The sequence below is a fragment of the Mesorhizobium sp. PUT5 genome (assembly GCF_052216645.1).
Taxonomy (GTDB): domain Bacteria; phylum Pseudomonadota; class Alphaproteobacteria; order Rhizobiales; family Rhizobiaceae; genus Mesorhizobium.
Genome location: NZ_JBQOSO010000003.1, coordinates 2,322,371 through 2,346,517, shown reverse-complemented (window position 1 = coordinate 2,346,517; position 24,147 = coordinate 2,322,371). Strand labels below are relative to the sequence as shown.

Sequence of the window (24,147 nt, the reverse complement as noted above, 5' to 3'; positions counted from 1 at the left end):
AAAGGCTGGGGGCGAGAAAGGACCGGCAAGGAACTGGGTCGATGTGGACACGTCAGCACAAGCAGAGAAATACCGGACGGCTGATCGTGCCGCTGCTGTGCGCGGCCTTCCTGGCCTATTTCGGCTTCCATGCCTATCACGGCGAATTCGGCATTTATTCCAAGTACAGGCTTCAGGCACAGGCGGCCGAACTGGAGGCGCAGCTGGCGTCCATCAAGGCCAGGCGCGTGGAGATGGAACAGCGCGTGCAATTATTGCATGACGGCAGCATGGAAAAGGATATGCTGGACGAGCAGGCGCGTCGGGCGCTCAACCTTTCGCTGCCCGACGAAGTCATCGTCATGGTGCCTCGGAATGGCGATTAACCGAAAGTCGGTTAATCGTTATAATCCCTAATGATTTTAACAGTTTGCATGCATGCCAGCCATGCGTTTTTCCGCATGGCGCAAGGCTGTTTTGCATGCTAGCCTTGCTCATTCTGTGGAGAGGGTTCCCTCTCCCAATGTCCTTAAAGAGACGTCTATAGGGAGTGACGCATGGCAAACGCCGCGAGGAAAGCGCCTGCCAAATCCAGAGCCGACAGCAAGGCGTCGGCGCCATCGACCCCCAAACCGGCTGAATTCACCAAGGAGCAGGAGCTTGACGCCTACCGGCACATGCTTCTGATCCGGCGCTTCGAGGAGAAGGCCGGCCAGCTCTACGGCATGGGCTTCGTCGGCGGTTTCTGCCACCTCTATATCGGCCAGGAGGCCGTCGTTACCGGCATGCGCATGGCCATGAAGGAGGGCGATCAGATGATCACCGCCTATCGCGACCATGGCCACATGCTGGCCATGGATATGTCGCCGCGCGGGGTGATGGCCGAGTTGACGGGGCGCCGCGGAGGCTACTCCAAGGGCAAGGGCGGCTCCATGCACATGTTCTCCAAGGAGAAGAATTTCTACGGCGGTCACGGCATCGTCGGCGCGCAGGTGCCGCTTGGCACGGGGCTGGCCTTCGCCAACAGCTATCGCGGCAACGATCATGTGTCGGTGACCTATTTCGGCGACGGCGCCGCCAACCAGGGGCAGGTCTACGAAAGCTTCAACATGGCCGCGCTCTGGAAGCTGCCGGTGATCTACGTCATCGAGAACAACCGCTATGCGATGGGCACGTCGGTGACCCGCTCTTCTGCGGAGACGGATTTTTCGCAGCGCGGCGCGTCCTTCAAGATTCCGGGCATCCAGATCGACGGCATGGACGTGCGGGCGGTGAAGTCGGCCGGCGATCTCGCCACCGAGTGGTGCCGCTCCGGCAAGGGACCGATCATCCTGGAGATGCAGACCTATCGCTATCGCGGCCACTCCATGTCCGATCCGGCAAAATACCGCACCAAGGAAGAGGTGCAGAAGATGCGCTCCGAGCATGACCCGATCGAGCAGGTCAAGCTGCGCCTGATTTCGAAGAAATGGGCCGACGAGGACGAGTTGAAGGAGATCGACAAGCAGGTCCGCGACGTCGTCGCCGATTCGGCCGAATTCGCGCAGAACGATCCCGAGCCGGATGTCTCCGAGCTCTGGACCGATATCCTGATCTGAGGGAGGGCAGGACATGCCGATCGAGATTCTGATGCCCGCCCTGTCGCCGACGATGGAAGAGGGCAATCTTTCCAAGTGGGTGAAGAGGGAGGGCGACAAGGTCGCTCCCGGCGACGTCATCGCCGAGATCGAGACCGACAAGGCGACCATGGAGGTCGAGGCCGTCGACGAAGGCACGCTGGGCAAGATCCTCATTGCCGAGGGCACCGAGGGCGTGAAGGTCAACACGCCGATCGCCGTGCTTCTGGCGGATGGTGAAAGCGCTGCGGACATCGGCAAGTCGGTCGCTGCCCCGGCCAAGGCCGAGGCTCCGGCTGTCGCTCCAGTCGAGGCGCCCGCGCAGCCGGCGCCGCAGGAGGCCGCCCCGTCGCCGGTGGCCGCGCAGCCCAAGGCCGAAGCCGCAGCCGATCCCGACATTCCGGCCGGAACCGAAATGGTTTCCATGACCGTTCGCGAGGCGCTGCGCGACGCCATGGCCGAGGAAATGCGGCGCGACGCGGACGTGTTCGTCATGGGCGAGGAGGTTGCCGAATACCAGGGCGCCTACAAGATCACCCAAGGCTTGCTGCAGGAGTTCGGGTCGCGCCGTGTCGTCGATACTCCGATCACCGAGCATGGTTTCGCCGGCGTCGGCGTCGGTGCGGCCTTTGCCGGCCTGAAGCCGATCGTGGAGTTCATGACCTTCAACTTCGCCATGCAGGCGATCGACCAGATCGTCAACTCGGCCGCCAAGACGCTCTACATGTCGGGCGGCCAGATGGGCGCGCCGATCGTCTTTCGTGGTCCGAACGGCGCTGCCGCGCGGGTGGCTGCCCAGCACAGCCAGGACTATGCCGCCTGGTACGGCCACATTCCGGGCCTCAAGGTGGTGCAGCCCTACACGGCAGCGGACGCCAAGGGTCTGCTGAAGGCGGCGATCCGTGATCCGAACCCGGTCATCTTTCTCGAAAACGAGATTCTCTACGGCCATTCCTTCGACGTGCCGAAGCTGGACGATTTCGTGCTGCCCATCGGCAAGGCGCGCATCCACAAGGCCGGCAGGGATGTGACGATCGTCTCCTGGGGCATCGGCATGACCTACGCCGTCAAGGCCGAGGCGGAACTGGCCGAGTTGGGTATCGACGCCGAGATCATCGACCTGCGGACAATCCGCCCGATGGACCTCGACACCGTCATTGCCTCGGTGCGGAAGACCAACCGGCTGGTCACGGTCGAGGAAGGCTTCCCACAGTCCTGCGTCGGCGATTTCATCGCCAACCAGGTCTCGCGCCAGGCCTTCGACTATCTCGACGCGCCGGTCGTCACCATCACCGGCAAGGACGTGCCGATGCCCTACGCGGCCAATCTCGAAAAGCTCGCCCTGCCCAATGTGGCCGAGGTGGTCGAGGCCGTCAAAGCCGTGACGTATCGCTGAGCCAGGCGGGAGGACGAAATGCCCATCAACATCACCATGCCTGCGCTTTCGCCCACCATGGAGGAGGGCAACCTCGCCAAGTGGCTGGTCAAGGAAGGCGACAAGGTTTCGCCGGGAGACGTCATCGCCGAGATCGAGACCGACAAGGCCACGATGGAGGTCGAGGCGGTCGACGAAGGCACCGTGGCCAAGCTCGTCGTGCCGGCAGGCACCGAGGGCGTGAAGGTCAATGCCCTGATCGCCGTACTTGCCGGCGAGGGTGAGGATGCGGCGGCCGCCGCGAAGTCCGGCGGCGAGGCCGCGCCGCCCAAGGCGGAGGCGAAGCCGGTGGCGGATACTTCGAAGGCGACGCCTGCAAAGCAGGACGCGGCCAGCACGAAACCGGCCGCACCTTCTGCGCATACCCAGGTTACGGCTGCAAACGGTGCCGCGGCCCCGGCGTTGGGCACCGAGCGCGTCTTCGCTTCGCCCTTGGCGCGCCGCATCGCCAAGGAAACGGGCGTGGACGTGTCGGCCATCAAGGGCTCCGGTCCGCATGGGCGCGTGGTGAGGGCCGACGTCGAAGCAGCCGTCGCCGGCGGTGCCGCCGCCCAAGCGCCACAAGCCAAGGCGGCTCCGGACGCGCCTGCGGTCGCGCCGAAGCCGATGTCGGACGAGGCGGTGCTCAAGCTGTTCGAGGAAGGGTCCTACGATCTCGTTCCGCACGACAATATGCGCAAGACCATCGCGCGCCGCCTCGTGGAAGCCAAGACGACGATCCCGCATTTCTACCTGACGCTCGATTGCGAACTGGATGCGCTGCTTGCGCTGCGCAAGCAGTTGAACGACGCGGCACCCGTGCGCAAGACCGAAAAGGGCGAGGTGCCGGCCTACAAGCTTTCCGTCAACGACCTGATCATCAAGGCGATGGCGCTCGCCCTGCGCGAGGTGCCCACGGCGAACGTGTCGTGGACCGAAAGCGCCATGGTGCAGCACAAGCACGCCGATGTCGGCGTGGCCGTCTCGATCCCGGGCGGTCTGATCACCCCCATCGTGCGCAAGGCCGATGAAAAGAGCCTGTCCACCATCTCCAACGAGATGAAGGACATGGCCAGGCGCGCGCGCGAACGCAAGCTGAAGCCGGAAGAGTACCAGGGGGGCACCACGGCGGTGTCCAATCTCGGCATGTTCGGCATCAAGGACTTCGCCGCGGTGATCAACCCGCCGCATGCGACGATCCTGGCGGTGGGGGCGGGCGAGGAGCGTGCGGTGGTGAAGGGCGGCGAGATCAGGATCGCCACCGTCATGTCGGTCACGCTGTTGACCGACCACCGTGCGGTGGACGGCGCACTGGGGGCGGAACTGCTCGGCGCCTTCAAGCGCATCATCGAAAATCCGCTCGCCATGCTCGTCTAGACGGCGCGGGACGGAGGCTTCGATGAAGAGCGTCCTTTGCTATGGCGACTCCCTGACCTGGGGCTACGACCCCGAAGGGCCGGGCCGGCATGCGCTGCAGGACCGGTGGCCGAGCGTGCTGCAGGCAGAGCTTGGCGTCGGCGTGCATGTCGTCGCCGAGGGGTTGAACGGCCGCACGACGGCCTTCGACGATCATCTGGCCGGCGCCGACCGCAACGGCGCGCGTATCCTGCCGACGGCGCTCACCAGCCATGCCCCGCTGGACCTCGTGGTCATCATGCTGGGGGCCAATGACATGAAGCCCTGGATCCACGGCAACGCGATTGCGGCCAGGCAGGGCATGGAACGGCTGGTCGACATCGTGCGGGGCCATGACTACCCGCTCGGCGAGCCTGCACCGAAGATCCTTCTCGTTGCGCCGCCGCCGCTCTGCCCGACCGACAGTTTCGAGTTTGGCGAGATGTTTTCCGGCGGCGACAAGACCTCGCGGCATCTCGCGCCGCTCTATGAGGCTCTGGCGCAGGAGACCGGCTGCGGCTTCTTCGACGCCGGCACCGTGGCCGAGACCTCGCCGCTCGACGGCGTCCATCTCGACGCGCAAAACACCCGCAGGATCGGCGCGGCGCTGGCCCCGCTGGTGCGGCGGATGCTGGAACTTTGAACTGGGGACATGCACGTGGCTGAGAACTACGACGTCATCATCATCGGCTCCGGCCCGGGCGGCTATGTCACGGCGGTGCGCTCGGCCCAGCTCGGCTTCAAGACCGCGATCGTGGAGCGCGAGCATCTGGGCGGCATCTGCCTGAACTGGGGCTGTATCCCCACGAAAGCGCTGCTGCGCTCGGCCGAGATCAAGCACTATGCGGACCATCCCGGCGCCTACGGGCTGAAGATCGACGGTACCGTGTCGGCCGACATGGCCGCCGTGGTCGACCGTTCGCGCAAGGTGTCGCTGCGGCTCAACGGCGGCGTCGGCTTCCTGATGAAGAAGAACAAGGTCGACGTCATCTGGGGCGAGGCGAAGCTCGGCAAGGCCGGCGAGGTGGTGGTGAGCAAGACGGCCAAGAAGCCGATGGAGCCGCAGCCGCCGGTGCCCAAGGGCACCAAGGGGGAGGGCACCTACACCGCAAAGCATGTCATCGTCGCCACCGGCGCGCGGCCGCGCGTGCTTCCCGGCCTGGAGCCGGACGGCAAGCTGGTCTGGACCTATTTCGAAGCGATGGTGCCGCCGGAGATGCCGAAGTCGCTCGTGGTCGTGGGCTCCGGCGCCATCGGCATCGAGTTCGCCCATTTCTACCGCACCATGGGCGCCGAGGTGACCGTGGTGGAGGTTCTGCCGCAGATCATGCCGGTGGAGGACGCGGAAGTCTCCAAATTCGCGCAGAAGCAGTTCGAGAAGCAGGGCATGAAGTTCCTGCTCGAGGCCAAGGTCACCAAGGTCGAGAAAGGTGCCAATTCCGTCACCGCCCATGTGCAGAAGAAGGACGGCACAGTCGAGAAGATCACGGCCGAGCGCATGATCTCGGCGGTCGGCGTGCAGGGCAACATCGAGAATCTCGGCCTCGAGGCTCTGGGCGTGAAGACCGATCGCGGCTGCATCGCGGTGGACGGCTACGGCCGCACCAACGTGCCGGGCATCTATGCCATCGGCGACGTGGCGGGCCCGCCGATGCTGGCCCACAAGGCCGAGCATGAGGGCGTCATCTGCATCGAGAAGATCGCCAAATTTCCCGGTGTCCATGCGCTCGACAAGTCGAAGATTCCCGGCTGCACCTATTGCAGCCCGCAAGTCGCATCAGTCGGTCTGACCGAGGCGAAGGCGAAGGAAGCCGGCTACGACATCCGCGTCGGGCGGTTCCAGTTCGGCGCCAACGGCAAGGCCATCGCGCTGGGCGAGGACCAGGGCTTCATCAAGACCATCTTCGACAAGAAGACCGGCCAGCTTCTCGGTGCGCATATGGTGGGCGCGGAGGTGACCGAACTGATCCAGGGCTTCGTCGTGGCGATGAACCTGGAGACCACCGAGGAAGAGTTGATGCACACCGTGTTCCCGCACCCGACGCTCTCCGAAATGATGAAGGAAAGCGTGCTCGACGCCTATGGCAGGGCGCTTAACGCCTGAGGATGGAACCGAGCTGCGGCGACGAGCGTTTCATGATGCATTTTCACCCGGCACAAGAGGAGAGGGCATATGCACATGAACGGCGTGGGCTGGATCGCGGCCATCATCGTGGGCGGGCTGGCCGGATGGCTGGCCGAAATGGTCATGAAGACCAATACCGGTATCTTCATGAACATCATTCTGGGCATCGTCGGCGCGGTGGTGTTGAACGCCATCCTGCAAGCGTTGAATATTCAGGGGTTTGGCGTCGGCTGGGTCGCCTATCTGATCACCGGCTTCATCGGCGCCTGCATATTGATCTTCGTCGGGCGTCTGGTGCGCCGGTAGCAGCACCGCGACACCCTGGTTTCGGAAAGGTCGTGACCGCTTGCGGCGCCACGGCCTTTTTCTTTGCGTCGAAAAGGCTTAGATGACGCGCATCAGTTGCGGTGCCACCGGGGCACGCAGATCGGAAGGCATGTAGATGGTCACCGTTCTCGACACTGTCGCCAACCCGCCGCGGCCGCGCCATCCTGAGAAGGCGCACCGGCCCGACCAGGAGGTGCTGCGCAAGCCGGACTGGATTCGTGTCCGGGCGCCGGTGTCGAAGGGCTATGCCGAGACGCGCGAGATCGTGAAGTCGAACAGGCTGGTGACGGTGTGCGAGGAGGCCGGCTGCCCTAATATCGGCGAGTGCTGGGACAAGAAGCACGCCACCTTCATGATCATGGGCGAGATCTGCACCCGCGCCTGCGCCTTCTGCAACGTGGCGACCGGCATTCCGCTGCCGCTCGACGCGGGCGAGCCGGAGCGCGTCGCCCATGCGGTGAAGACCATGGGGCTCACCCATGTCGTCATCACCTCGGTCGACCGCGACGACCTGGCCGACGGCGGCGCGCAGCATTTCGCCGATGTCATCCACGCCATCCGGCGCACCACGCCGGCCACGACCATCGAGATCCTGACGCCGGATTTCCTGCGCAAGGACGGCGCGCTGGAGATCGTGGTGGCGGCCAAGCCCGACGTGTTCAACCACAATCTGGAGACGGTGCCGTCCAATTACCTGACGGTGCGGCCGGGCGCGCGCTACTTCCATTCGATCCGCCTGCTGCAGCGCGTGAAGGAACTGGACCCCTCGATCTTCACCAAGTCCGGCATCATGGTGGGGCTGGGCGAGGAGCGCAACGAGGTGCTGCAACTGATGGACGACCTGCGCTCGGCCAATGTCGACTTCATGACCATCGGCCAGTACCTGCAGCCGTCGAAGAAGCATCATCCGGTGGTGCGTTTCGTCACGCCCGAGGAATTCAAGTCGTTCGAGACGATCGGCCGGACGAAAGGTTTCCTGCTGATGGCGTCGAGCCCGCTGACCCGCTCCTCGCATCATGCAGGCGAAGATTTCGCGCGCCTGCGCGCCGCGCGCGCGACACAACTCGAGAAATCGGCCGCAGCGACCGCCTGAATGCCGAAATTCGAAGCAACGCGCCGTGTGGCGCACACACCGGACGAGATGTTCGCGCTGGTGGCGGACATCGAGAACTATCCGCAGTTCCTGCCCCTGTGCGAGGCGCTTGCGGTACGTTCGCGCAGGGAGCGCGACGGACGCACGCTGCTCATTGCCGACATGACCGTGGGCTACAAGGCGATCCGCGAAACCTTCACCACGCAAGTGCTGCTGAAGCCGGACGAGAAAGTCATCGACGTCAAATATATAGACGGCCCGTTCAAATATCTCACCAACGAGTGGGCCTTCGAGCCGGCCAGCGACGGCTGCTTCGTGCGTTTCTTCATCGACTACGAATTCAAGAGCCGCATCCTCGGCGTGATGATGGGATCCATGTTCGACCGCGCTTTCCGCATGTTTTCCGAGGCGTTCGAGAAGCGCGCCGACGCCGTCTACGGCAGGGCCTAGGCGCCGAGCGCTTCAAGGCCCATGGCGAGCGCGTGTCCGACCGTTTCGCGGCGGATGAAGTCGCGGCCGCGATTATCGAAGACGCGGCTCTCGACAACCGTGCGGCTGCCCTTCATCGCCAGGCCGAACCAGACAAGTCCGACCGGCTTTTCGGCGCTGCCGCCATCCGGGCCGGCGATGCCTGTTACGGCAAGTGCGATCCCGGCATGCGAGCGCGCCAGCGCCCCTTCGGCCATTTCCTGCGCCGTCTGGGCCGAAACGGCGCCGAAGGCATCGAGCGTTGCCGCCGTGACGCCCAGCATCTCCATCTTGGCTTCGTTGGAATAGGTGATGAACCCACGGTCCACCACGGAGGAGGAGCCGGCAATGTCCGTCATCGCGGCGATGATGAGGCCGCCGGTGCAGCTTTCCGCCGTCGCGGCAAGGATTTTGTGGCGCGTGCAGGCTTGCAGGAAACGGTTGGCGAGATCGCCGTCCTTCGGTTCTTCGCTCATGCCGGTACCTCTCCGGGATAGATGACGCTTGCGGTCGCGATGGCCGCGATGCCTTCGCCGCGGCCGAGAAAGCCGAGCTTTTCATTCGTGGTCGCCTTGACCGAAACCCGTTCGAGTGAAATGCCGAGCATCGCCGCCAGCGCCGCGGTCATCGCCTCGCGGTGCGGGCCGATTTTCGGGGCCTCGCAAATCAGCGTGACGTCGGCGTTGGCGATGCGTCCGCCGCGCGCGCGCACCAGTCCGGCCGCATGCTCCAGGAAGATGTGCGATGCGGCGCCTTTCCATTGCGGATCGGAGGGCGGGAAATGCGTGCCGATGTCGCCGGCGCCACAGGTAGCCAGCAGCGCGTCGGTCAGAGCATGCAGCCCGACATCGGCATCCGAATGGCCGGACAGCTTCCTGTCGTGAGGGATAGCAACGCCGCACAGCATGACATGGTCGCCGGCCTCGAACGAATGCACGTCGTAGCCATTGCCGGTGCGGATATCCGGAAAGCTCGAACGTTCCAAGCTAAGCATTTGGTTTGCCATTGAAATGTCTCTCGCCCAGGTGAGCTTGACGTTGTCGGGCGAGCCCGGCACCAGCCGGACGGGGATCCGCGCCCATTCGGCGATCGCCGCGTCGTCGGTGAAGTCGTCGCGTCCGGCACGATGCGCCTGTTCATGCGCGTCGAGGATCGGGCCGAACGGAAAGCCTTGCGGCGTCTGCGCGGCATGCAGGCCGGCGCGCGGTACCGTGGCGTCGATCGTTCTGTCTGCGCCCTCCCGCTTGAGCGTGTCGGTAACGGGCAGGGCGGCCAGCGCCCCGCTGCGCTCGTCGATGGCGTCAATCACACGGTCGATCAGGGCCGCATCGACGAAGGGTCGCACCGCGTCGTGGATCAGCACGCTGGCCGGGCGGCTATCTTGCAGGGCCAGCAGCCCGAGCCGCACGGAAGCCTGGCGCGTCGGCCCGCCGGTGACGGCTACCACGCGCGATGTGTCTGCGCCTGCCGCCTGCCGGAACAGGGCCGCATCGTCGGCATGGATGGCGACCACGACATTCGCGATGCGCGGGTGGGCCAGGAAAGGTTCCAGCGTGCGCGACAGGATGGAGCGGCCGCCGATTTGCCGATATTGCTTGGGCCCGTCGCCCCGGCCTGCGCGTTCGCCGCGGCCGGCCGCCACGATGACAACCGCGATGTCGCGGTCGGCTTGCCCATGCTGATTTCCGCTCTGCTCTGCCATGGGCAGAGGCTTAGTCGGGCGCGATGCGGAAGGCCAGCCTTTTCCCAAATACGCCGCAAAGTGCGCTCATATCGCGTTGCACAAAGCCGCCTGCATGGCTACAGAATGTGCATCGAGAAAGCTTGCTTGGTTTTTGTGCATGATTGATCTGGCCGCGCTTGCCCGACCGCTCCTGATCGGCGGCGTCGAAATTCGCAACCGCGTATTCCTGGCGCCGATGTCGGGCATCACCGACGCGCCTTTCCGCCAGCGCGCCCATGCGCATGGCGCCGGACTGGTCGTGTCGGAGATGGTGGCGAGCGGCGAGCTTGCCCGCGGCCGCGCCGGCTTCGACCTGCGTATCCGCCATTCCGGCCTGCCGGTGCACATGGTCCAGCTTGCCGGGCGTGAAGCTGGCCATATGGCCGAGGCAGCCCGCATTGCGGCGGGCGAGGGCGCCGACATCATCGACATCAACATGGGCTGCCCCGCCAAGAAGGTAACCGGTGGCTATGCCGGCTCGGCGCTGATGCGCGATCTCGACCACGCGCTTTCGCTGATCGAGGCCGTTGTCGGTGCGGTTTCCGTGCCGGTCACCGTCAAGATGCGGCTGGGATGGGACGAGGAGGCGCTGAATGCGCCTGTGCTGGCCCGCCGGGCCGAGCAGGCCGGCGTGCGGATGGTGACGGTGCATGGCCGCACGCGCTGCCAGTTCTACAACGGCAAGGCCGACTGGCGCGCGATTCGCCGCGTCAGGGACGCCGTTTCCATCCCCGTGGTGGCCAATGGCGATGTCGGCACCGCGGCCGACGCGGCGACGATCCTGGAGCAGTCAGGCGCGGATGCGGTGATGGTCGGGCGCGCGCATTACGGCGCTCCGTGGATGGCCGCCCACATCGCGGCGGAAGCCGCAGGCGCTGTTGCCGCCGGCGTGCCGGAAAGCCCGGCGGCGATGGCCGACTATGTCGAGGCCCATTACGAGGACATGCTCGCCCTCTACGGCACCGAAAGCGGGTTGCGACAGGCGCGCAAGCACCTGGGCTGGTATCTGGGCCGATGCACGGCGGCGGTTCCGGATGATTTACGCAAGCGAATCCTGACCTCGCGCGAGCCGAAGGAAGTGGTCGCGCTGCTGCGCGATGCGTTCCTGTCGGCGACGAACGGCGCCGGGGCTTTGCGGAGCGCGGCATGAGCCTGGCTGCGTCTCCTCCGCCTGCCGACAGGGCAAACGCCGCCCAGATCGTGCTCAATACCATCCGCCGGCCGGTGGTCATGCTGGGGCCGGACAACGTCATCACCTATGCCAACGCCGATGCGGAGGATTTCTTCCGCTCCGGCGCGGCCCTGCTGGCGCGCAGCACGCTGGACAGGTTCATTCCCTTCGGCAGCCCGTTGCTGACGCTGGTCGAGCAGGTGCGCGAAAGGCTGGCGCCGGTCAACGAATACCGCGTCGACATCTCCTCGCCGCGACTGGGCATCGACAGGATCGTCGATCTCTATGCCGCGCCGGTGCCGGAATATCCGGGCTCCGTGGTGGTGATGTTTCAGGAACGATCCATGGCCGACAAGATCGACCGCCAGATGACGCATCGCGGCGCCGCGCGCTCGGTGACGGGCCTTGCCGCCATGCTGGCGCACGAGATCAAGAACCCGTTGTCGGGTATCCGCGGCGCGGCACAGCTTCTGGAGCTTTCCGCTTCCGACGAGGATCGCGCGCTGACGCGCCTCATCACCGACGAAACCGACCGGATCGTGGCGCTGGTGGATCGCATGGAGGTGTTTTCCGACGAGCGGCCGATCGAGCGCTACCCGGTCAATATCCACGTGGTGCTCGATCATGTGAAGGCGATCGCCAAGAACGGCTTTGCCGGCAGAATCAAGATCGTGGAGGACTATGATCCTTCATTGCCTCCGGTCTATGGCAACCGCGATCAGCTCATCCAGGTCTTCCTCAACCTGGTTAAGAACGCGGCAGAGGCCGTAGGCAGCGATCCGCTGGGCGAGATCGGGCTGTCCACGGCCTTCCGGCCGGGCATCCGTGTTTCGGCACCGGGTTCGCCCGATCGCGTATCCCTGCCGCTGGAGTTCTGCGTGCACGACAACGGTCCGGGCGTGTCGGAAGACATCCAGCCGATCCTGTTCGACCCCTTCATCACCACGAAGGCCAACGGCTCGGGCCTGGGATTGGCGCTGGTGGCCAAGATCGTGGGCGAGCATGGCGGCGTGGTCGAATGTGAATCCAGCCCGCGCGGCACCACCTTCCGCGTGTTGATGCCGGCCTGGAAGGAGGAACGGGCGTGAGCGCGAGCGGCACCATACTCGTCGCCGACGACGACGCCGCGATCCGCACCGTGCTCAACCAGGCGCTGTCGCGCGCCGGACATGAGGTGCGCGTCACCTCCAACGCGGCGACGTTATGGCGCTGGGTGGCTGCGGGCGAAGGCGACCTGGTGGTCACCGACGTGATGATGCCGGACGAAAACGCCTTCGACATGCTGCCGCGCATCAAAAAGGCACGGCCCGAGCTGCCCGTCGTGGTGATGAGCGCGCAGAACACCTTCATGACGGCGATCCGCGCCTCCGAGGCCGGCGCCTACGAATATCTGCCCAAGCCGTTCGACCTGACCGAACTGCTCAACATTGTCGGCCGTGCGCTTGCCGAGCCACGGCGCCCCAAGGTCGAGGCGCGGCCCGAGGACCAGCCCGAAAGCATGCCGCTCGTCGGCCGTTCCGCCGCCATGCAGGACATCTACCGCGTGCTGGCGCGCATGATGCAGACCGACCTTACCGTGATGATCAGCGGTGAATCGGGCACCGGCAAGGAATTGGTCGCACGCGCGCTGCATGAATATGGCCGCCGGCGCAACGGCCCCTTCGTGGCGATCAACATGGCGGCCATCCCGCGCGACCTGATCGAATCGGAACTGTTCGGCCACGAAAAGGGCGCCTTCACCGGCGCGCAGAACCGCTCCACCGGCCGCTTCGAGCAGGCCGAGGGCGGCACGCTGTTCCTGGACGAGATCGGCGACATGCCGATGGAGGCACAGACGCGGCTGCTGCGCGTGCTCCAGCAGGGCGAGTATACCACCGTAGGCGGCCGTACCCCAATCAAGACCGACGTGCGCATCGTGGCGGCCACCAACAAGGACTTGCGCGTGCTCATCAATCAGGGCCTGTTCCGCGAAGACCTGTTCTACCGGCTCAACGTCGTGCCGCTGCGCCTGCCGAACCTGCGCGAGCGTGCGGAAGACATTCCCGACCTCGTGCGCCATTTTTTCAAGCAGGGCGTCCGCGAAGGCCTTCAGGCGAAGCGGATCTCGGCCGCCGGCATCGAACTGATGAAGCGCTACGCATGGCCGGGAAATGTGCGCGAGCTGGAAAATCTCGTGCGCCGGCTGGCCGCGCTCTATCCGCAGGACGAGATTTTGGCCGAGATCGTCGAGGCGGAACTGAAGGCGGGCGAGGAACCCGTAACGCTGGAACCGGGCATGCCGGTGCCCGATAATCTGCCGATCGGGCAGGCGGTGGAGCGCTACCTGCAAGGCTATTTCGCCTCGTTCGGCGCAGACCTGCCGCCGGCCGGCCTCTATGACCGCATCCTGGCCGAAGTGGAGTATCCGCTCGTGCTCGCCGCGTTGGCCGCCACCCGCGGTAACCAGATCCGCGCCGCCGAGCTGCTGGGGCTCAACCGCAACACGTTGCGCAAGAAGATCCGCGATCTCGGCGTCAACGTCTACAAGGCGTCCAGGCCGTAGCGGCATCCGTCTGCAACCGATTCGAGCGGTTGAAAACCGGACTGGAAAGATTTTGGTCCCTGGCCGGCTTGTTGCATAATCGCCACAATGCGTTGCATAGATGTGACTCGACCATGACACACACCGGCGAAATGGCGATACAGGTACCGACGCTGAAAATACCGCTCTTCCGCAGATCCGGCATACAGGAAGGCCGGCGGCTGATGGCGTTGCCCGGCATCATAGCCATCGTGGGCGCGCTGCTGACCGCCGCCATCTCCTTCGCCATCCTGATCGGCGCCACCCCGATCGCGCCCGATCGTACGATCACGTTGATCCTGATCGCGCTCAATGCGGTCTTCATCCTGTTCCTGACCATCCTGATCGGCCGCGAGGTGCATCGCATCCTGACCGCGCGCCGCGTCGGGCGGGCGGCCTCGCGCCTGCATGTGCGTATCGTGGCCATGTTCGCGCTGGTGGCGGCCATCCCCGCCATCATGGTGGCGATCGTGGCTTCCGTCACGCTGAACGTCGGCCTCGACCGCTGGTTCGAGATCCGGACCAAGACCATCATCAATTCCTCGCTGTCGATCGCCGACGCCTACGTGCAGGAGAACGCGCGCAACCTCCAGGGCACCACCCTGTCGATGGCCTATGACCTCGACAACGCCCGCACCCTCTACGGCCTCGACCGCACCGGCTTTCTCGACCTGCTGACCAAGGAGGCCGTGGGGCGCGGCCTCGCTCATGCCGCGCTGGTGAAGCCGGACGGCTCCTTCGTGATGAGTGCCAGGACCAGCGCCGATTTCGCCATGCCGGAGCCGCCGGAGGGGTCGGTGCAGGAGGCGGAAAACGGCCAGCCGCTGCTGATCGCGCCCGAGACCCGCAACATCATGGGCGCCATCATCAAGCTCAAGGAACTCGACGGGCTCTTCCTGTACACGATCAAGCTCGTCGACCCCGAAGTCATCAAGGCTCGCCAGATCGTGCGCGCCAACACGGACGAGTATCGCGGGCTGGAAGCCAACAGGCGCCCCTCGCAGATCGCTTTTGCGCTGCCTTACCTGTCGCTCACGCTCATCATCATCCTGTCGGCCATCTGGACCGGAATCGCCGTGGCGGACCGGCTGGTGCGCCCGATCCGACAACTGATCGGCGCGGCTGCCGAGGTGGCGACCGGCAACCTCGACGTTTCCGTGCCGGTGCGTGCGTCAGACGGCGACGTCGCCTCGCTTGGCGATACCTTCAACAAGATGCTTCTGGAACTCCGATCCCAGCGCAACGAGATCCTGGCCGCCAAGGATCTCATCGATGAGCGCCGCCGCTTCTCGGAGGCGGTGCTCGCCGGCGTGACCGCAGGCGTCATCGGCGTCGACCATGACGGCATCATCACCATCGTCAATCCCTCGGCCGAGGCGCTGCTTGTCACCTCGACGGCGGCAGCGGTGGGAGAGAATCTGTCCAAAGTGCTGCCGCATGTGGGGCGCGTCTTCGAGATCGGCCGCGAATCCGGCAAACCCGTATATCGCGAGCAGGTGACTTTCTTCCGCGCAGGCGCGGAACGCACCTTCAACGTGCAGATCACCGTCGAGGAGGACGAGGACGACACGCAGGAGAATTCCTACGTCGTCACGGTGGACGACATCACCGATCTCGTGCAGGCACAGCGCTCGTCGGCCTGGGCGGACGTGGCGCGCCGCATCGCCCACGAGATCAAGAATCCGCTGACCCCGATCCAGCTTTCCGCCGAGCGCATCAAGCGGCGCTACGGCAAGGTCATCACCGAGGATCGCGAGGTTTTCGACCAGTGCACGGAAACCATCATCCGCCAGGTGGGCGACATCGGCCGCATGGTGGACGAATTCTCCGCCTTCGCGCGGATGCCGAAGCCCGAGATGAAGGCCATCGACCTGCGCGATCCGTTGCGCGAGGCCTCCTTCCTCGTCGAGGTCAGCCATCCCGAGGTCACCTTCGAGCGTGCTTTCGGAGACGAGCCTCTGACGGGCACATTCGACACCCGGCTTCTGGCGCAGGCCTTCGGCAATATCGTCAAGAACGCCGCCGAGGCTATGGAAGGCGCCGACCGCAGCGACGGTTCGCACGGCATCATCCGCATCCAGGCGCAGCGGCAGGGCGATGCGATCCGTGTCGACGTCGTGGACAACGGCAAGGGCCTGCCGCGCGAGAACCGGCAGCGGCTGCTGGAGCCCTACATGACGACGCGGGAGAAAGGCACCGGTCTCGGCCTCGCAATCGTCAAGAAGATCGTGGAGGACCATGGCGGCCGGCTGGAACTCCATGACGCGCCCGAAGAGTTCCACGGCGGGCGCGGTGCGATGGTTTCCATCATACTGCCTTCCACGTCCGGCCGGGGCGGGGAAGCGAACCGGAAAGAAACGGAAAAGGTCGATAATGGCGTCTGACATCCTTATCGTCGATGACGAGGAAGACATCCGCGAGCTGGTCGCCGGCATCCTGAGCGACGAAGGCCACGAAACCCGAACGGCGCACGACGCGGACAGCGCCCTGGCGGCGATCGCCGACCGTGTGCCGAGGCTCGTGTTCCTGGACATCTGGCTGCAGGGCTCGCGTCTCGACGGGTTGGCGCTGCTGGACGAGATCAAGACCCTGCACCCGCATCTGCCGGTGGTGATGATCTCCGGCCACGGCAACATCGAAACCGCCGTGTCGGCGATCCGACGCGGCGCCTACGATTTCATCGAGAAGCCGTTCAAGGCCGACCGGCTGATCCTGGTGGCGGAACGGGCGCTGGAAACCTCGAAGCTGCGCCGCGAGGTCTCCGACCTGCGGCAGCGCAGCGGCGAGACCTTCGACCTGATCGGCATGTCGTCGGCGATGAGCCAGTTGCGCCAGACGATCGAGCGCGTGGCGCCGACCAACAGCCGCATCATGATCATCGGGCAGTCGGGTTCGGGCAAGGAGATGGCGGCACGCGCCATCCACGCGCTGTCGGCGCGCAAGAGCGGCCCGTTCGTGACGCTGAGCGCGGCCACGATCACGCCTGAGCGCATGGAAATCGAACTGTTCGGCACCGAATCGAACGGCACGGAGCGCAAGGTCGGCGCGCTGGAGGAGGCGCATCGCGGCATCCTCTATATCGACGAGGTTGCCGACATGCCACGCGAGACGCAGAACAAGATCCTGCGTGTTCTGGTGGAACAGCAGTTCGAGCGCGTGGGCGGCACCAAGCGCGTCAAGGTGGATGTGCGCATCATTTCCTCGACCTCGCAAAACCTGGAGGGGATGATCGCGGAAGGCCGCTTCCGCGAGGATCTCTATCATCGGCTCGCGGTGGTGCCGGTGACGGTTCCGGGGCTGGCCGAACGACGCGAGGACATTCCCTATCTGGTGGACAGCTTCATGAAGCAGATCGCCCGGCAGGCGGGCATCCGGCCGCGCCGCATCGGCGACGACGCCATGGCGGTGCTGCAGGCGCATAACTGGCCGGGCAATGTGCGCCAGTTGCGCAACAATATCGAGCGTCTGATGATTCTGGCGCGCGGTGACGATGCCGATGCACCCATAACGGCCGAGTTGTTGCCGTCCGAGATTGGCGACGTTATGCCGCGCACGCCCAACCAGTCGGACCAGCACATCATGGCGCTTCCGTTGCGCGAGGCGCGCGAGCAGTTCGAGAAGGACTACCTCGTCGCCCAGATCAACCGCTTCGGCGGCAACATCTCCAAGACGGCCGAGTTCATCGGCATGGAGCGCTCGGCCCTGCACCGCAAGCTGAAATCGCTGGGCGTGTGACGGGGCCGCTTACGCCAGGTGCGGAATCGCATAAGAGAGATCGGAATTGGGGGGCTGCCATGCCGCGCATCGCCTATGTAAACGGACGCTATCTCGCTCACCGTGACGCCACGGTGCATATCGAGGATCGCGGCTACCAGTTCGCCGACGGCGTCTATGAGGTGTGCGAGGTGGCGCAGGGCTTCATCGTCGACATGACACGCCATCTCGACAGGTTGAACCGCTCGCTCAACGAGCTCGCCATCGGCTGGCCCTTGCACCGCTCTGCGCTGGTAACGGTGATGCGTGAAGTGATCCGCCGCAACCGGGTCGCCAACGGGCTGGTCTATCTGCAGGTGACACGCGGCGTAGCCCCGCGCGACCACGCCTTTCCGCCGGCAGGCACGCGGCCGTCGCTGGTGGTGACGGCCAAGAAGAGCGACCCGGTCGCTGCCGCGGCAAAGGCCGAGGGCGGGGTCAAGGTCATCACCGTTGCCGAAAATCGCTGGGACCGCGTGGACATCAAGACGGTGGGCCTGCTGCCCAACGTACTGGCCAAGCAGCAGGCCCGCGAGAAGGGTGCGCATGAAGCCTGGTTCGTGGATGCCGGCGGCAACGTCACGGAAGGTGCCTCCACCAATGCTTGGATCGTGACCAGGGATGGTGTGCTGGTGACGCGGCCGGCCGAGCACGGCATCCTTCGCGGCATCACCCGCACCACGGTGTTCGACGTCGCCAGGAAGCACGGGCTGGCAATCGAGGAGCGCGGTTTTTCCGTGGAGGAGGCACGGACCGCACGCGAAGCCTTCATTACGTCGGCCACCTCGATCGTCATGCCGGTGGTGGCGATAGACGAGCATTCCGTGGCCAATGGCCAGCCCGGCTCCATTGCACTTTCGCTCAGGGCGGCATTTTTTGACGTTGCGGAAAAAAGTCCGGCCTGATAACCGCAGTCTGAAGGTAGTTAATTTATTCTCACGTGCCTTGCCGTCTGGACGGCGGGGTCGGTAGCAAGCTTGACATAGCCTGAGTATTTTGGCGCACTGGCGTGTCTACCGAAGGGGATCGGCGAAAGACAAGAACAATGGCAGAGCGTTCGCAAAATCTTCAGGATCTTTTCCTGAATTCGGTTCGCAAGAGCAAGAATCCGCTCACGATCTTTCTGATCAATGGCGTGAAACTGACAGGCGTGGTCACTTCATTCGACAATTTCTGCGTGCTGCTGCGGCGTGACGGTCACTCGCAGCTCGTCTACAAGCACGCCATCTCCACGATCATGCCGAGCCAGCCGGTTCAGATGTTCGACGGCGAGGAAAGCCAAGGCGGCTAATTGGCACGGAACGGCAACGCGCGTCCGGGGGCACACCCCGGGGACAACGCCAGGAAGGGCGATGTGAGCACCGAGGCCGAAGGGCCTACCCGCGCCGTGGTTGTGGTGCCGCTATTGCTGCGCGGGCAGGCCGGCGAGGATGATTCGGGCCGGCCGCGCCTTTCGCGCTCGCCGGAAGCACGCCTCGAAGAGGCGGTCGGGCTTACACGCGCCATCGATCTCGACCCGGTCCATTCGGCGGTCGTCACCGTTGCCGAGCCGCGGCCGGCCACATTGCTGGGCAGCGGCAAAGTGTCCGAGCTTGCGCAGATCATGAAGGAAAGCGGCGCGGAGCTTGCCATCATCGATCATCCGCTGACGCCGGTGCAGCAGCGCAATCTCGAAAAGGAACTGGACGTCAAGGTGCTGGACCGCACCGGGCTGATCCTGGAGATTTTCGGCGAGCGTGCGCGCACGAAGGAAGGCGCACTGCAGGTCGAGCTTGCCCATCTCAACTACCAGAAGGGCCGGCTGGTGCGGAGCTGGACCCATTTGGAGCGCCAGCGCGGCGGTGCCGGTTTCCTCGGCGGTCCCGGCGAGACCCAGATCGAGGCCGACCGACGCGTGCTGCAGGACAAGATCGTCAAGCTCAAGCGCGAGCTGGAGACGGTGCGGCGCACGCGCGATCTGCACCGCGCCAAGCGCAAGAAAGTGCCGTTTCCGGTTGTCGCGATCGTCGGCTACACCAATGCCGGCAAGTCCACGCTGTTCAACCGCCTGACGGGAGCGGGCGTGCTGGCGCAGGACATGCTTTTCGCCACGCTCGATCCCACATTGCGACGCGTGCGCCTGCCGCACGGCACCCCGATCATCCTGTCGGATACGGTCGGCTTCATCTCCGACCTGCCGACTCATCTGGTCGCCGCCTTCCGCGCCACGCTGGAGGAGGTGGTGGAGGCCGACCTCGTGCTGCACCTGCGCGACATCTCCGATCCGGACACTGCCGCCCAGGCCGAGGATGTAGAGGAAATCCTTGCCGATCTGGGCGTGGATGCCACCGATTCCCGCCGCGTCATAGAGGTCTGGAACAAGATCGACCTGCTCGACGAGGCCCATCGCGCGCGGCTCCTGGCCGATGGCGCCGAGGCCGCGCCGCATGTAGCCGTCTCGGCGGCGACGGGCGAGGGGATCGATGCGTTGCTGGCGCTGATCGAGACGCGCGTGTCGGGTGAATTGCGCCCGCTCAGCGTGACGCTGGCCCCTCGCCAGCTCAGCCACCTCGACTGGCTCTACCGCAACGGCGACGTCACCGCCCGCACCGACAATGAAGACGGCAGCGTGTCGCTGACGCTGCTGGCAACGCAAAGCGCGTGCGAGGAGATCGAGCGCAGGTTGCGCAGCAGCGGATAAAGCGGCCGAGCAAGAAAGCGACGCCCAGTTTTCCGGATAACCGGTGCTTGTCTCAGACAGCGGAACAGTTCGCCCTCACGGGTCCGTTCGGCCGGCCGTCTTGGCCTGCTGCCAGAGCGCTTCCATCTCCTCCAGCGAAGCTTCCTCCAGCGAACGGCCCTGATCGGCCAGGGCACGCTCGACATGGTGGAAGCGCGTGCGGAACTTCTCGTTGGTGCCGGTAAGGGAAGCTTCCGAATCGAGCTTCAGGTGACGGCCGAGATTGACGAGCGCAAACAGCATGTCGCCGAACTCGTCCTTGATCGCGGCCGTGTCGCCGCCGGCCAGGGCCTCGCGCAACTCGCCGATCTCCTCTTCGATCTTGTCGAGGATGGGCGCTGCCTCGCTCCAGTCGAAGCCGACGCGCGCGGCCTTTTCCTGCAGTTTCAGCGCACGGGTGAGAGCAGGCAGCGCGAGCGGCATACCGTCGAGAAAACCCTTGCCGTGGTCTTCGGGGTCGAGCCCGCGCGCCAGGCGGGCTGCGCGCTTTTCGGCCTTCTCCTCGGCCTTGATCTTTTCCCACATGCCCTTGGCCATGCCGGCGCCGCGCGCGGCCGCGTCGCCGAACACATGCGGATGCCGTCGGATCATCTTGGTGGTGATGGCCTCGACCACGTCGCCGAAGGCGAATTCGTCGGCTTCCTCCGCCATCCGGGCATGGAAGACCACCTGGAGCAGAAGATCGCCCAGTTCCTCGCGCAGATCGTCGAGGTCGCCGCGCTGGACGGCGTCTGCCACCTCGTAGGCTTCCTCGATCGTGTAGGGAACTATGGTGGAGAAGGTCTGCTCGACGTCCCAGGGGCAGCCGGTGCCCGGCGTGCGCAACGCCGCCATGATCTCGAGCAGCCGCGAAATGTCCCGGGACGGCTTCATCGGCACGCTCAGTCCAGCACCGAGACGATGGCCGTGGCCAGCCGGTCCAGCCTGTCTTCCGGCAGGCCGGCGACGTTGATGCGGCTGTCGCCCACCATGTAGACGGCGTGCTCATCACGAAGGCGGGCGACCTGCGCTTCGGTGAGGCCGAGGCGCGAGAACATGCCGCGATGGCGCGCGATGAAGTCGAAGCGGTCGGAGTTGGACTGGCGCCGCAACGCCTCGGCGAAGCCGATGCGAAGCCGCAGCATGCGCTGGCGCATGTCTTCCAGCTCCGCCTCCCAATCGGCACGAAGCTCGGGATCCGCCAGGACGAGCCGCACGGCGGCGGCGCCATGGTCCGGTGGCATGGAATACATGGTGCGGGCCGCCGCCAGCATGTGGCCCATGGCGGTCTCCGCCTGCGCCCCCGTGGCCGCCATCACCATGGCCGCGCCGACGCGGTCGCGGTACACGGCGAAATTCTTCGAGCAGCTTGCGGCCACCACCATTTCCGGCACCCTGGCTGCGACGGTGCGCAGGCCGGCCGCGTCGGCCTCCAGCCCCTCGCCGAAACCCTGGTAGGCGATGTCGATGAAGGGCAGCAGCTCGCGGTCGGCAAGCAGGTCGGCCAGCTTGGCCCATTGTGCGGTGTCGAGATTGGCGCCCGTCGGATTGTGGCAGCAGCCATGCAGCAGCACCGCGTCGCCACGCGGTGCCTGGCCGAGGGCCTCCAGCATGGCCTCGAAGCGAACCGCGCCGGATGCGGCGTCGAAATAGGGATAGGCGCGCACGGAAAGCCCTGCGCCGCGCATCATCGGCACATGGTTCGGCCAGGTCGGGTCCGACACCCAAACGGTGATGTCGGGCCGCGTGCGCTTGATGAGTTCTCCCGCCAGCCGCAACGCGCCCGAGCCGCCGGGTGCCTGCGCAGCCCGCACACGCGCCGCACCCACCGATGCGCCGAAGACGAGGTCGGCCATGGCGCTGTTGAAGGCGAGATCGCCGGCGAGGCCGAGATAGGTCTTGGTGGTCTGCGTCTCCAAAAGGCGCCGCTCGGCCTCGCGCACCGCGCGCATGACCGGCGTGTTGCCGTCGCGGTCCTTGTAGACACCGACGCCGAGATCGAGTTTTTCCGGGCGCGGATCGGCGCGGTAGAGGCCGATCAGGGCAAGGATCTTGTCGGCGGGGGCGGGCTGGAGTTCTTCAAACATCGCGGCGGGGTCCGTGGCGTCGTGCGGGTGTGATACGCAAATCGCGGCCCCGGCGCCAGCGCTTTCGGCTTATCCGCCCGACGCGGGCAATGGGCCGCCGGCGAGGCTGCGGGCGAAATAGCGTACGCGCTTCTCGCCGGCGTGGATTGACGCCTCGCCCACCTCGCCGAAGCCCAGTGCAGCATGAAAGGCGTCCGACGCAGGGTTTGGCGGGTCGGAATTGACCTCGCAAGTGACGAGCGTGTGGCCGGCGCATTGCGCGGAGGCGAACAGATCCGTGTAGAGCCGCCGCGCATGGCCGCGGCCGCGGGCGCCTGGCGCCACCACCACGCGGTCGACATAGACGAAGCGGGGATAGCGCGCGCGGAACCACAGGAAGTTCGGGCTGTCGTAGACGGCATCCTGGTCGAAGGTCATGATGAAGGCCTCCAGCGTGCCGATGCGGCGCGCATAGAAGGCTCGCCCGAGCAGGAACGACAACCGCTCGGGTTCCAGCCACGACAGTTCGGCCGCATGCGCGTTGTTGAGCGCCAGTACCGCCGGCTCTTCCAGCGCCGAAACGGGCTCGATCAAGGGCGGCTTTGCGGTTGCGGCGGGCACGGCGAAATCTCCATGGGGCGGCCTGAGTCTGTAGCACCCGGCCAGGCGCGAGGAAAGCAGCCAGGTCCGGGTTGCGGCGCGTTCTTTGACTTGGACGCCCGCGATCGCTAGATCACAGAACTCCGCTGCCAGAAGAAGCAATTGAAAAACTATCGTCACCCTCTCGCCATTGCGCCCATGATGGACTGGACGGATCGGCATTGCCGGTTCTTCCATCGCCAGCTCACGCGGCGCGCATTGCTCTACACGGAGATGGTCGTTGCCGATGCCGTCATCCACGGCCCGCGCGAGCGGCTGCTCGGCTTCGATGCCGCGGAGCATCCGGTGGCGCTCCAGCTCGGCGGCTCCGATCCGGGAAAACTCGCCGAGGCCGCGCGGATCGGCGAGAGCTTCGGCTATGGCGAGATCAACCTCAATGTCGGCTGCCCGTCCGACCGCGTGCAGTCGGGCACCTTCGGCGCCTGCCTGATGAAGGTGCCGGACCTCGTGGCCGACTGTGTTTCGGCGATGAAGGCGGCGGTCGAGATCCCGGTCACCGTCAAGTGCCGGATAGGCGTCGACGACCAGGACACCGAAATCGCCCTCGACACGCTTGCCGCCGGCGTCTTCGCCGCCGGCGCGGACGCGCTGTGGGTGCATGCCCGCAAGGCCTGGCTGCAGGGTCTGAGCCCGAAGGAGAATCGCGATATCCCGCCGCTCGACTACGGCCGCGTCTATCGACTCAAGGGGAGTTACCCGAACCGATTCATAGGGATAAACGGTGGCATTCAGACTCTGGACGAAGGGATACAGCATCTGGGCCATGTCGACGGTGCGATGCTTGGCCGCGCCGCCTACCACACGCCGGGGCTGTTGGCCGGGGCTGATTCCGCCTTCTACGGCGAAGCGCCGAAGGAGTTCGAACCCGCGGCGCTGATCGAGGCAATGGCCGCTTATGCCGCGCGCCATATCGCGCAGGGCGGCCGCCTTTCCCATATTACCCGCCATATGGTCGGGCTGTTCCACGGCCTGCCCGGCGCGCGGCGCTGGCGCCAGATCCTGTCCACCGACGCGACCCGGGCGGACGCGGGTCCCGACGTGCTTTACGCTGCCTTTGAGGCGGTGGACCTGCAGGCTGCCGGGGAGGCGGCCTGAGCCG

At 65.4% G+C, this 24,147-nt stretch carries 23 protein-coding genes; 18 read left to right on the top strand and 5 right to left on the bottom strand.

The window, feature by feature from the left end; genetic code table 11:
* The first annotated feature begins 41 nt into the window (after nt 1-41).
* The 9 genes from ACTDI4_RS12970 to ACTDI4_RS12930 all read left to right on the top strand — a co-directional run bounded on the left by ACTDI4_RS12970 (nt 42) and on the right by ACTDI4_RS12930 (nt 8,399).
* Nucleotides 42-365, top strand: coding sequence for an FtsB family cell division protein (locus ACTDI4_RS12970; protein WP_442841546.1), 324 nt, complete (start codon nt 42-44; stop codon nt 363-365).
* Between the two features lie 171 nt (nt 366-536).
* A complete protein-coding gene (pdhA, locus tag ACTDI4_RS12965) occupies nt 537-1,577 on the top strand; it encodes a pyruvate dehydrogenase (acetyl-transferring) E1 component subunit alpha (RefSeq protein WP_442841545.1) in 1,041 nt (346 codons plus the stop codon).
* A gap of 13 nt (nt 1,578-1,590) precedes the next feature.
* Nucleotides 1,591-2,991 carry a pyruvate dehydrogenase complex E1 component subunit beta gene (locus tag ACTDI4_RS12960; RefSeq protein ID WP_442841544.1) on the top strand — a complete coding sequence of 467 codons (1,401 nt, stop codon included), beginning with the start codon at nt 1,591-1,593 and terminating at the stop codon, nt 2,989-2,991.
* Between the two features lie 18 nt (nt 2,992-3,009).
* Nucleotides 3,010-4,386 (top strand): pyruvate dehydrogenase complex dihydrolipoamide acetyltransferase, encoded by a 1,377-nt coding sequence (locus ACTDI4_RS12955; RefSeq protein ID WP_442841543.1) that lies wholly within the window; start codon nt 3,010-3,012, stop codon nt 4,384-4,386.
* Nucleotides 4,387-4,408: 22 nt separating this feature from the next.
* Complete coding sequence (locus ACTDI4_RS12950) at nt 4,409-5,047, top strand: SGNH/GDSL hydrolase family protein (protein ID WP_442841542.1); 639 nt, start codon at nt 4,409-4,411, stop codon at nt 5,045-5,047.
* 15 nt (nt 5,048-5,062) lie between these two features.
* Entirely contained in the window at nt 5,063-6,508 is a 1,446-nt protein-coding gene (gene lpdA / locus ACTDI4_RS12945; protein ID WP_442841541.1) for a dihydrolipoyl dehydrogenase, read from the top strand.
* Between the two features lie 69 nt (nt 6,509-6,577).
* Nucleotides 6,578-6,835 (top strand): GlsB/YeaQ/YmgE family stress response membrane protein, encoded by a 258-nt coding sequence (locus ACTDI4_RS12940; RefSeq protein ID WP_442841540.1) that lies wholly within the window; start codon nt 6,578-6,580, stop codon nt 6,833-6,835.
* A 136-nt stretch (nt 6,836-6,971) separates the two neighbouring features.
* Nucleotides 6,972-7,949: a lipoyl synthase gene (gene lipA, locus ACTDI4_RS12935; protein ID WP_442841539.1), complete on the top strand. Its 978-nt coding sequence runs from the start codon at nt 6,972-6,974 to the stop codon at nt 7,947-7,949.
* Nucleotides 7,950-8,399, top strand: coding sequence for a type II toxin-antitoxin system RatA family toxin (locus ACTDI4_RS12930; RefSeq protein ID WP_442841538.1), 450 nt, complete (start codon nt 7,950-7,952; stop codon nt 8,397-8,399).
* Here the strand turns inward: ACTDI4_RS12930 and ACTDI4_RS12925 are convergent.
* Together ACTDI4_RS12925 and ACTDI4_RS12920 are read right to left on the bottom strand one after the other, a co-directional pair.
* On the bottom strand, nt 8,396-8,893 hold the full coding sequence (locus ACTDI4_RS12925; RefSeq protein WP_442841537.1) for a CinA family protein: 498 nt from the start codon (nt 8,891-8,893) through the stop codon (nt 8,396-8,398). The genes ACTDI4_RS12930 and ACTDI4_RS12925 overlap by 4 nt on opposite strands.
* Complete coding sequence (locus ACTDI4_RS12920; RefSeq protein WP_442841536.1) at nt 8,890-10,119, bottom strand: bifunctional 2-C-methyl-D-erythritol 4-phosphate cytidylyltransferase/2-C-methyl-D-erythritol 2,4-cyclodiphosphate synthase; 1,230 nt, start codon at nt 10,117-10,119, stop codon at nt 8,890-8,892. Before ACTDI4_RS12920 ends, ACTDI4_RS12925 begins: the two co-directional genes overlap by 4 nt.
* Nucleotides 10,120-10,258: 139 nt before the next feature.
* On the opposite strand from ACTDI4_RS12920, the gene dusB reads away from it, so the two are divergent.
* From dusB to hflX, 8 genes are all read left to right on the top strand, one after another.
* A complete protein-coding gene (dusB, locus tag ACTDI4_RS12915; protein WP_442841535.1) occupies nt 10,259-11,290 on the top strand; it encodes a tRNA dihydrouridine synthase DusB in 1,032 nt (343 codons plus the stop codon).
* A complete protein-coding gene (locus tag ACTDI4_RS12910) occupies nt 11,287-12,399 on the top strand; it encodes a two-component system sensor histidine kinase NtrB (RefSeq protein WP_442841534.1) in 1,113 nt (370 codons plus the stop codon). Before dusB ends, ACTDI4_RS12910 begins: the two co-directional genes overlap by 4 nt.
* On the top strand, nt 12,396-13,853 hold the full coding sequence (gene ntrC / locus ACTDI4_RS12905; RefSeq protein ID WP_442841533.1) for a nitrogen regulation protein NR(I): 1,458 nt from the start codon (nt 12,396-12,398) through the stop codon (nt 13,851-13,853). Before ACTDI4_RS12910 ends, ntrC begins: the two co-directional genes overlap by 4 nt.
* A gap of 131 nt (nt 13,854-13,984) precedes the next feature.
* Nucleotides 13,985-16,255: an ATP-binding protein gene (locus ACTDI4_RS12900; protein WP_442843341.1), complete on the top strand. Its 2,271-nt coding sequence runs from the start codon at nt 13,985-13,987 to the stop codon at nt 16,253-16,255.
* Nucleotides 16,245-17,606, top strand: coding sequence for a nitrogen assimilation response regulator NtrX (gene ntrX / locus ACTDI4_RS12895; RefSeq protein ID WP_442841532.1), 1,362 nt, complete (start codon nt 16,245-16,247; stop codon nt 17,604-17,606). Before ACTDI4_RS12900 ends, ntrX begins: the two co-directional genes overlap by 11 nt.
* Before the next feature lie 59 nt (nt 17,607-17,665).
* Nucleotides 17,666-18,529 (top strand): D-amino-acid transaminase, encoded by an 864-nt coding sequence (locus tag ACTDI4_RS12890; RefSeq protein WP_442841531.1) that lies wholly within the window; start codon nt 17,666-17,668, stop codon nt 18,527-18,529.
* A 140-nt stretch (nt 18,530-18,669) separates the two neighbouring features.
* Entirely contained in the window at nt 18,670-18,915 is a 246-nt protein-coding gene (gene hfq, locus ACTDI4_RS12885; RefSeq protein ID WP_018428055.1) for an RNA chaperone Hfq, read from the top strand.
* A 63-nt stretch (nt 18,916-18,978) separates the two neighbouring features.
* The gene (hflX, locus tag ACTDI4_RS12880) at nt 18,979-20,304 is read left to right on the top strand and encodes a GTPase HflX (protein ID WP_442841530.1); all 1,326 of its coding nucleotides are present in this window, start codon (nt 18,979-18,981) and stop codon (nt 20,302-20,304) included.
* Nucleotides 20,305-20,379: 75 nt separating this feature from the next.
* On the opposite strand, the gene mazG is transcribed toward hflX, so the two are convergent.
* From mazG to ACTDI4_RS12865, 3 genes are all read right to left on the bottom strand, one after another.
* A complete protein-coding gene (mazG, locus tag ACTDI4_RS12875; RefSeq protein WP_442841529.1) occupies nt 20,380-21,216 on the bottom strand; it encodes a nucleoside triphosphate pyrophosphohydrolase in 837 nt (278 codons plus the stop codon).
* An 8-nt stretch (nt 21,217-21,224) separates the two neighbouring features.
* Entirely contained in the window at nt 21,225-22,409 is a 1,185-nt protein-coding gene (locus tag ACTDI4_RS12870; RefSeq protein WP_442841528.1) for an amino acid aminotransferase, read from the bottom strand.
* A gap of 69 nt (nt 22,410-22,478) precedes the next feature.
* On the bottom strand, nt 22,479-23,009 hold the full coding sequence (locus ACTDI4_RS12865) for a GNAT family N-acetyltransferase (RefSeq protein WP_442841527.1): 531 nt from the start codon (nt 23,007-23,009) through the stop codon (nt 22,479-22,481).
* 141 nt (nt 23,010-23,150) lie between these two features.
* Here ACTDI4_RS12865 and dusA point away from each other — a divergent pair, with 141 nt between their 5' ends.
* Nucleotides 23,151-24,143, top strand: a complete 993-nt coding sequence (gene dusA / locus ACTDI4_RS12860) for a tRNA dihydrouridine(20/20a) synthase DusA (RefSeq protein ID WP_442841526.1) — start codon at nt 23,151-23,153, stop codon at nt 24,141-24,143.
* Nucleotides 24,144-24,147: the final 4 nt, after the last annotated feature.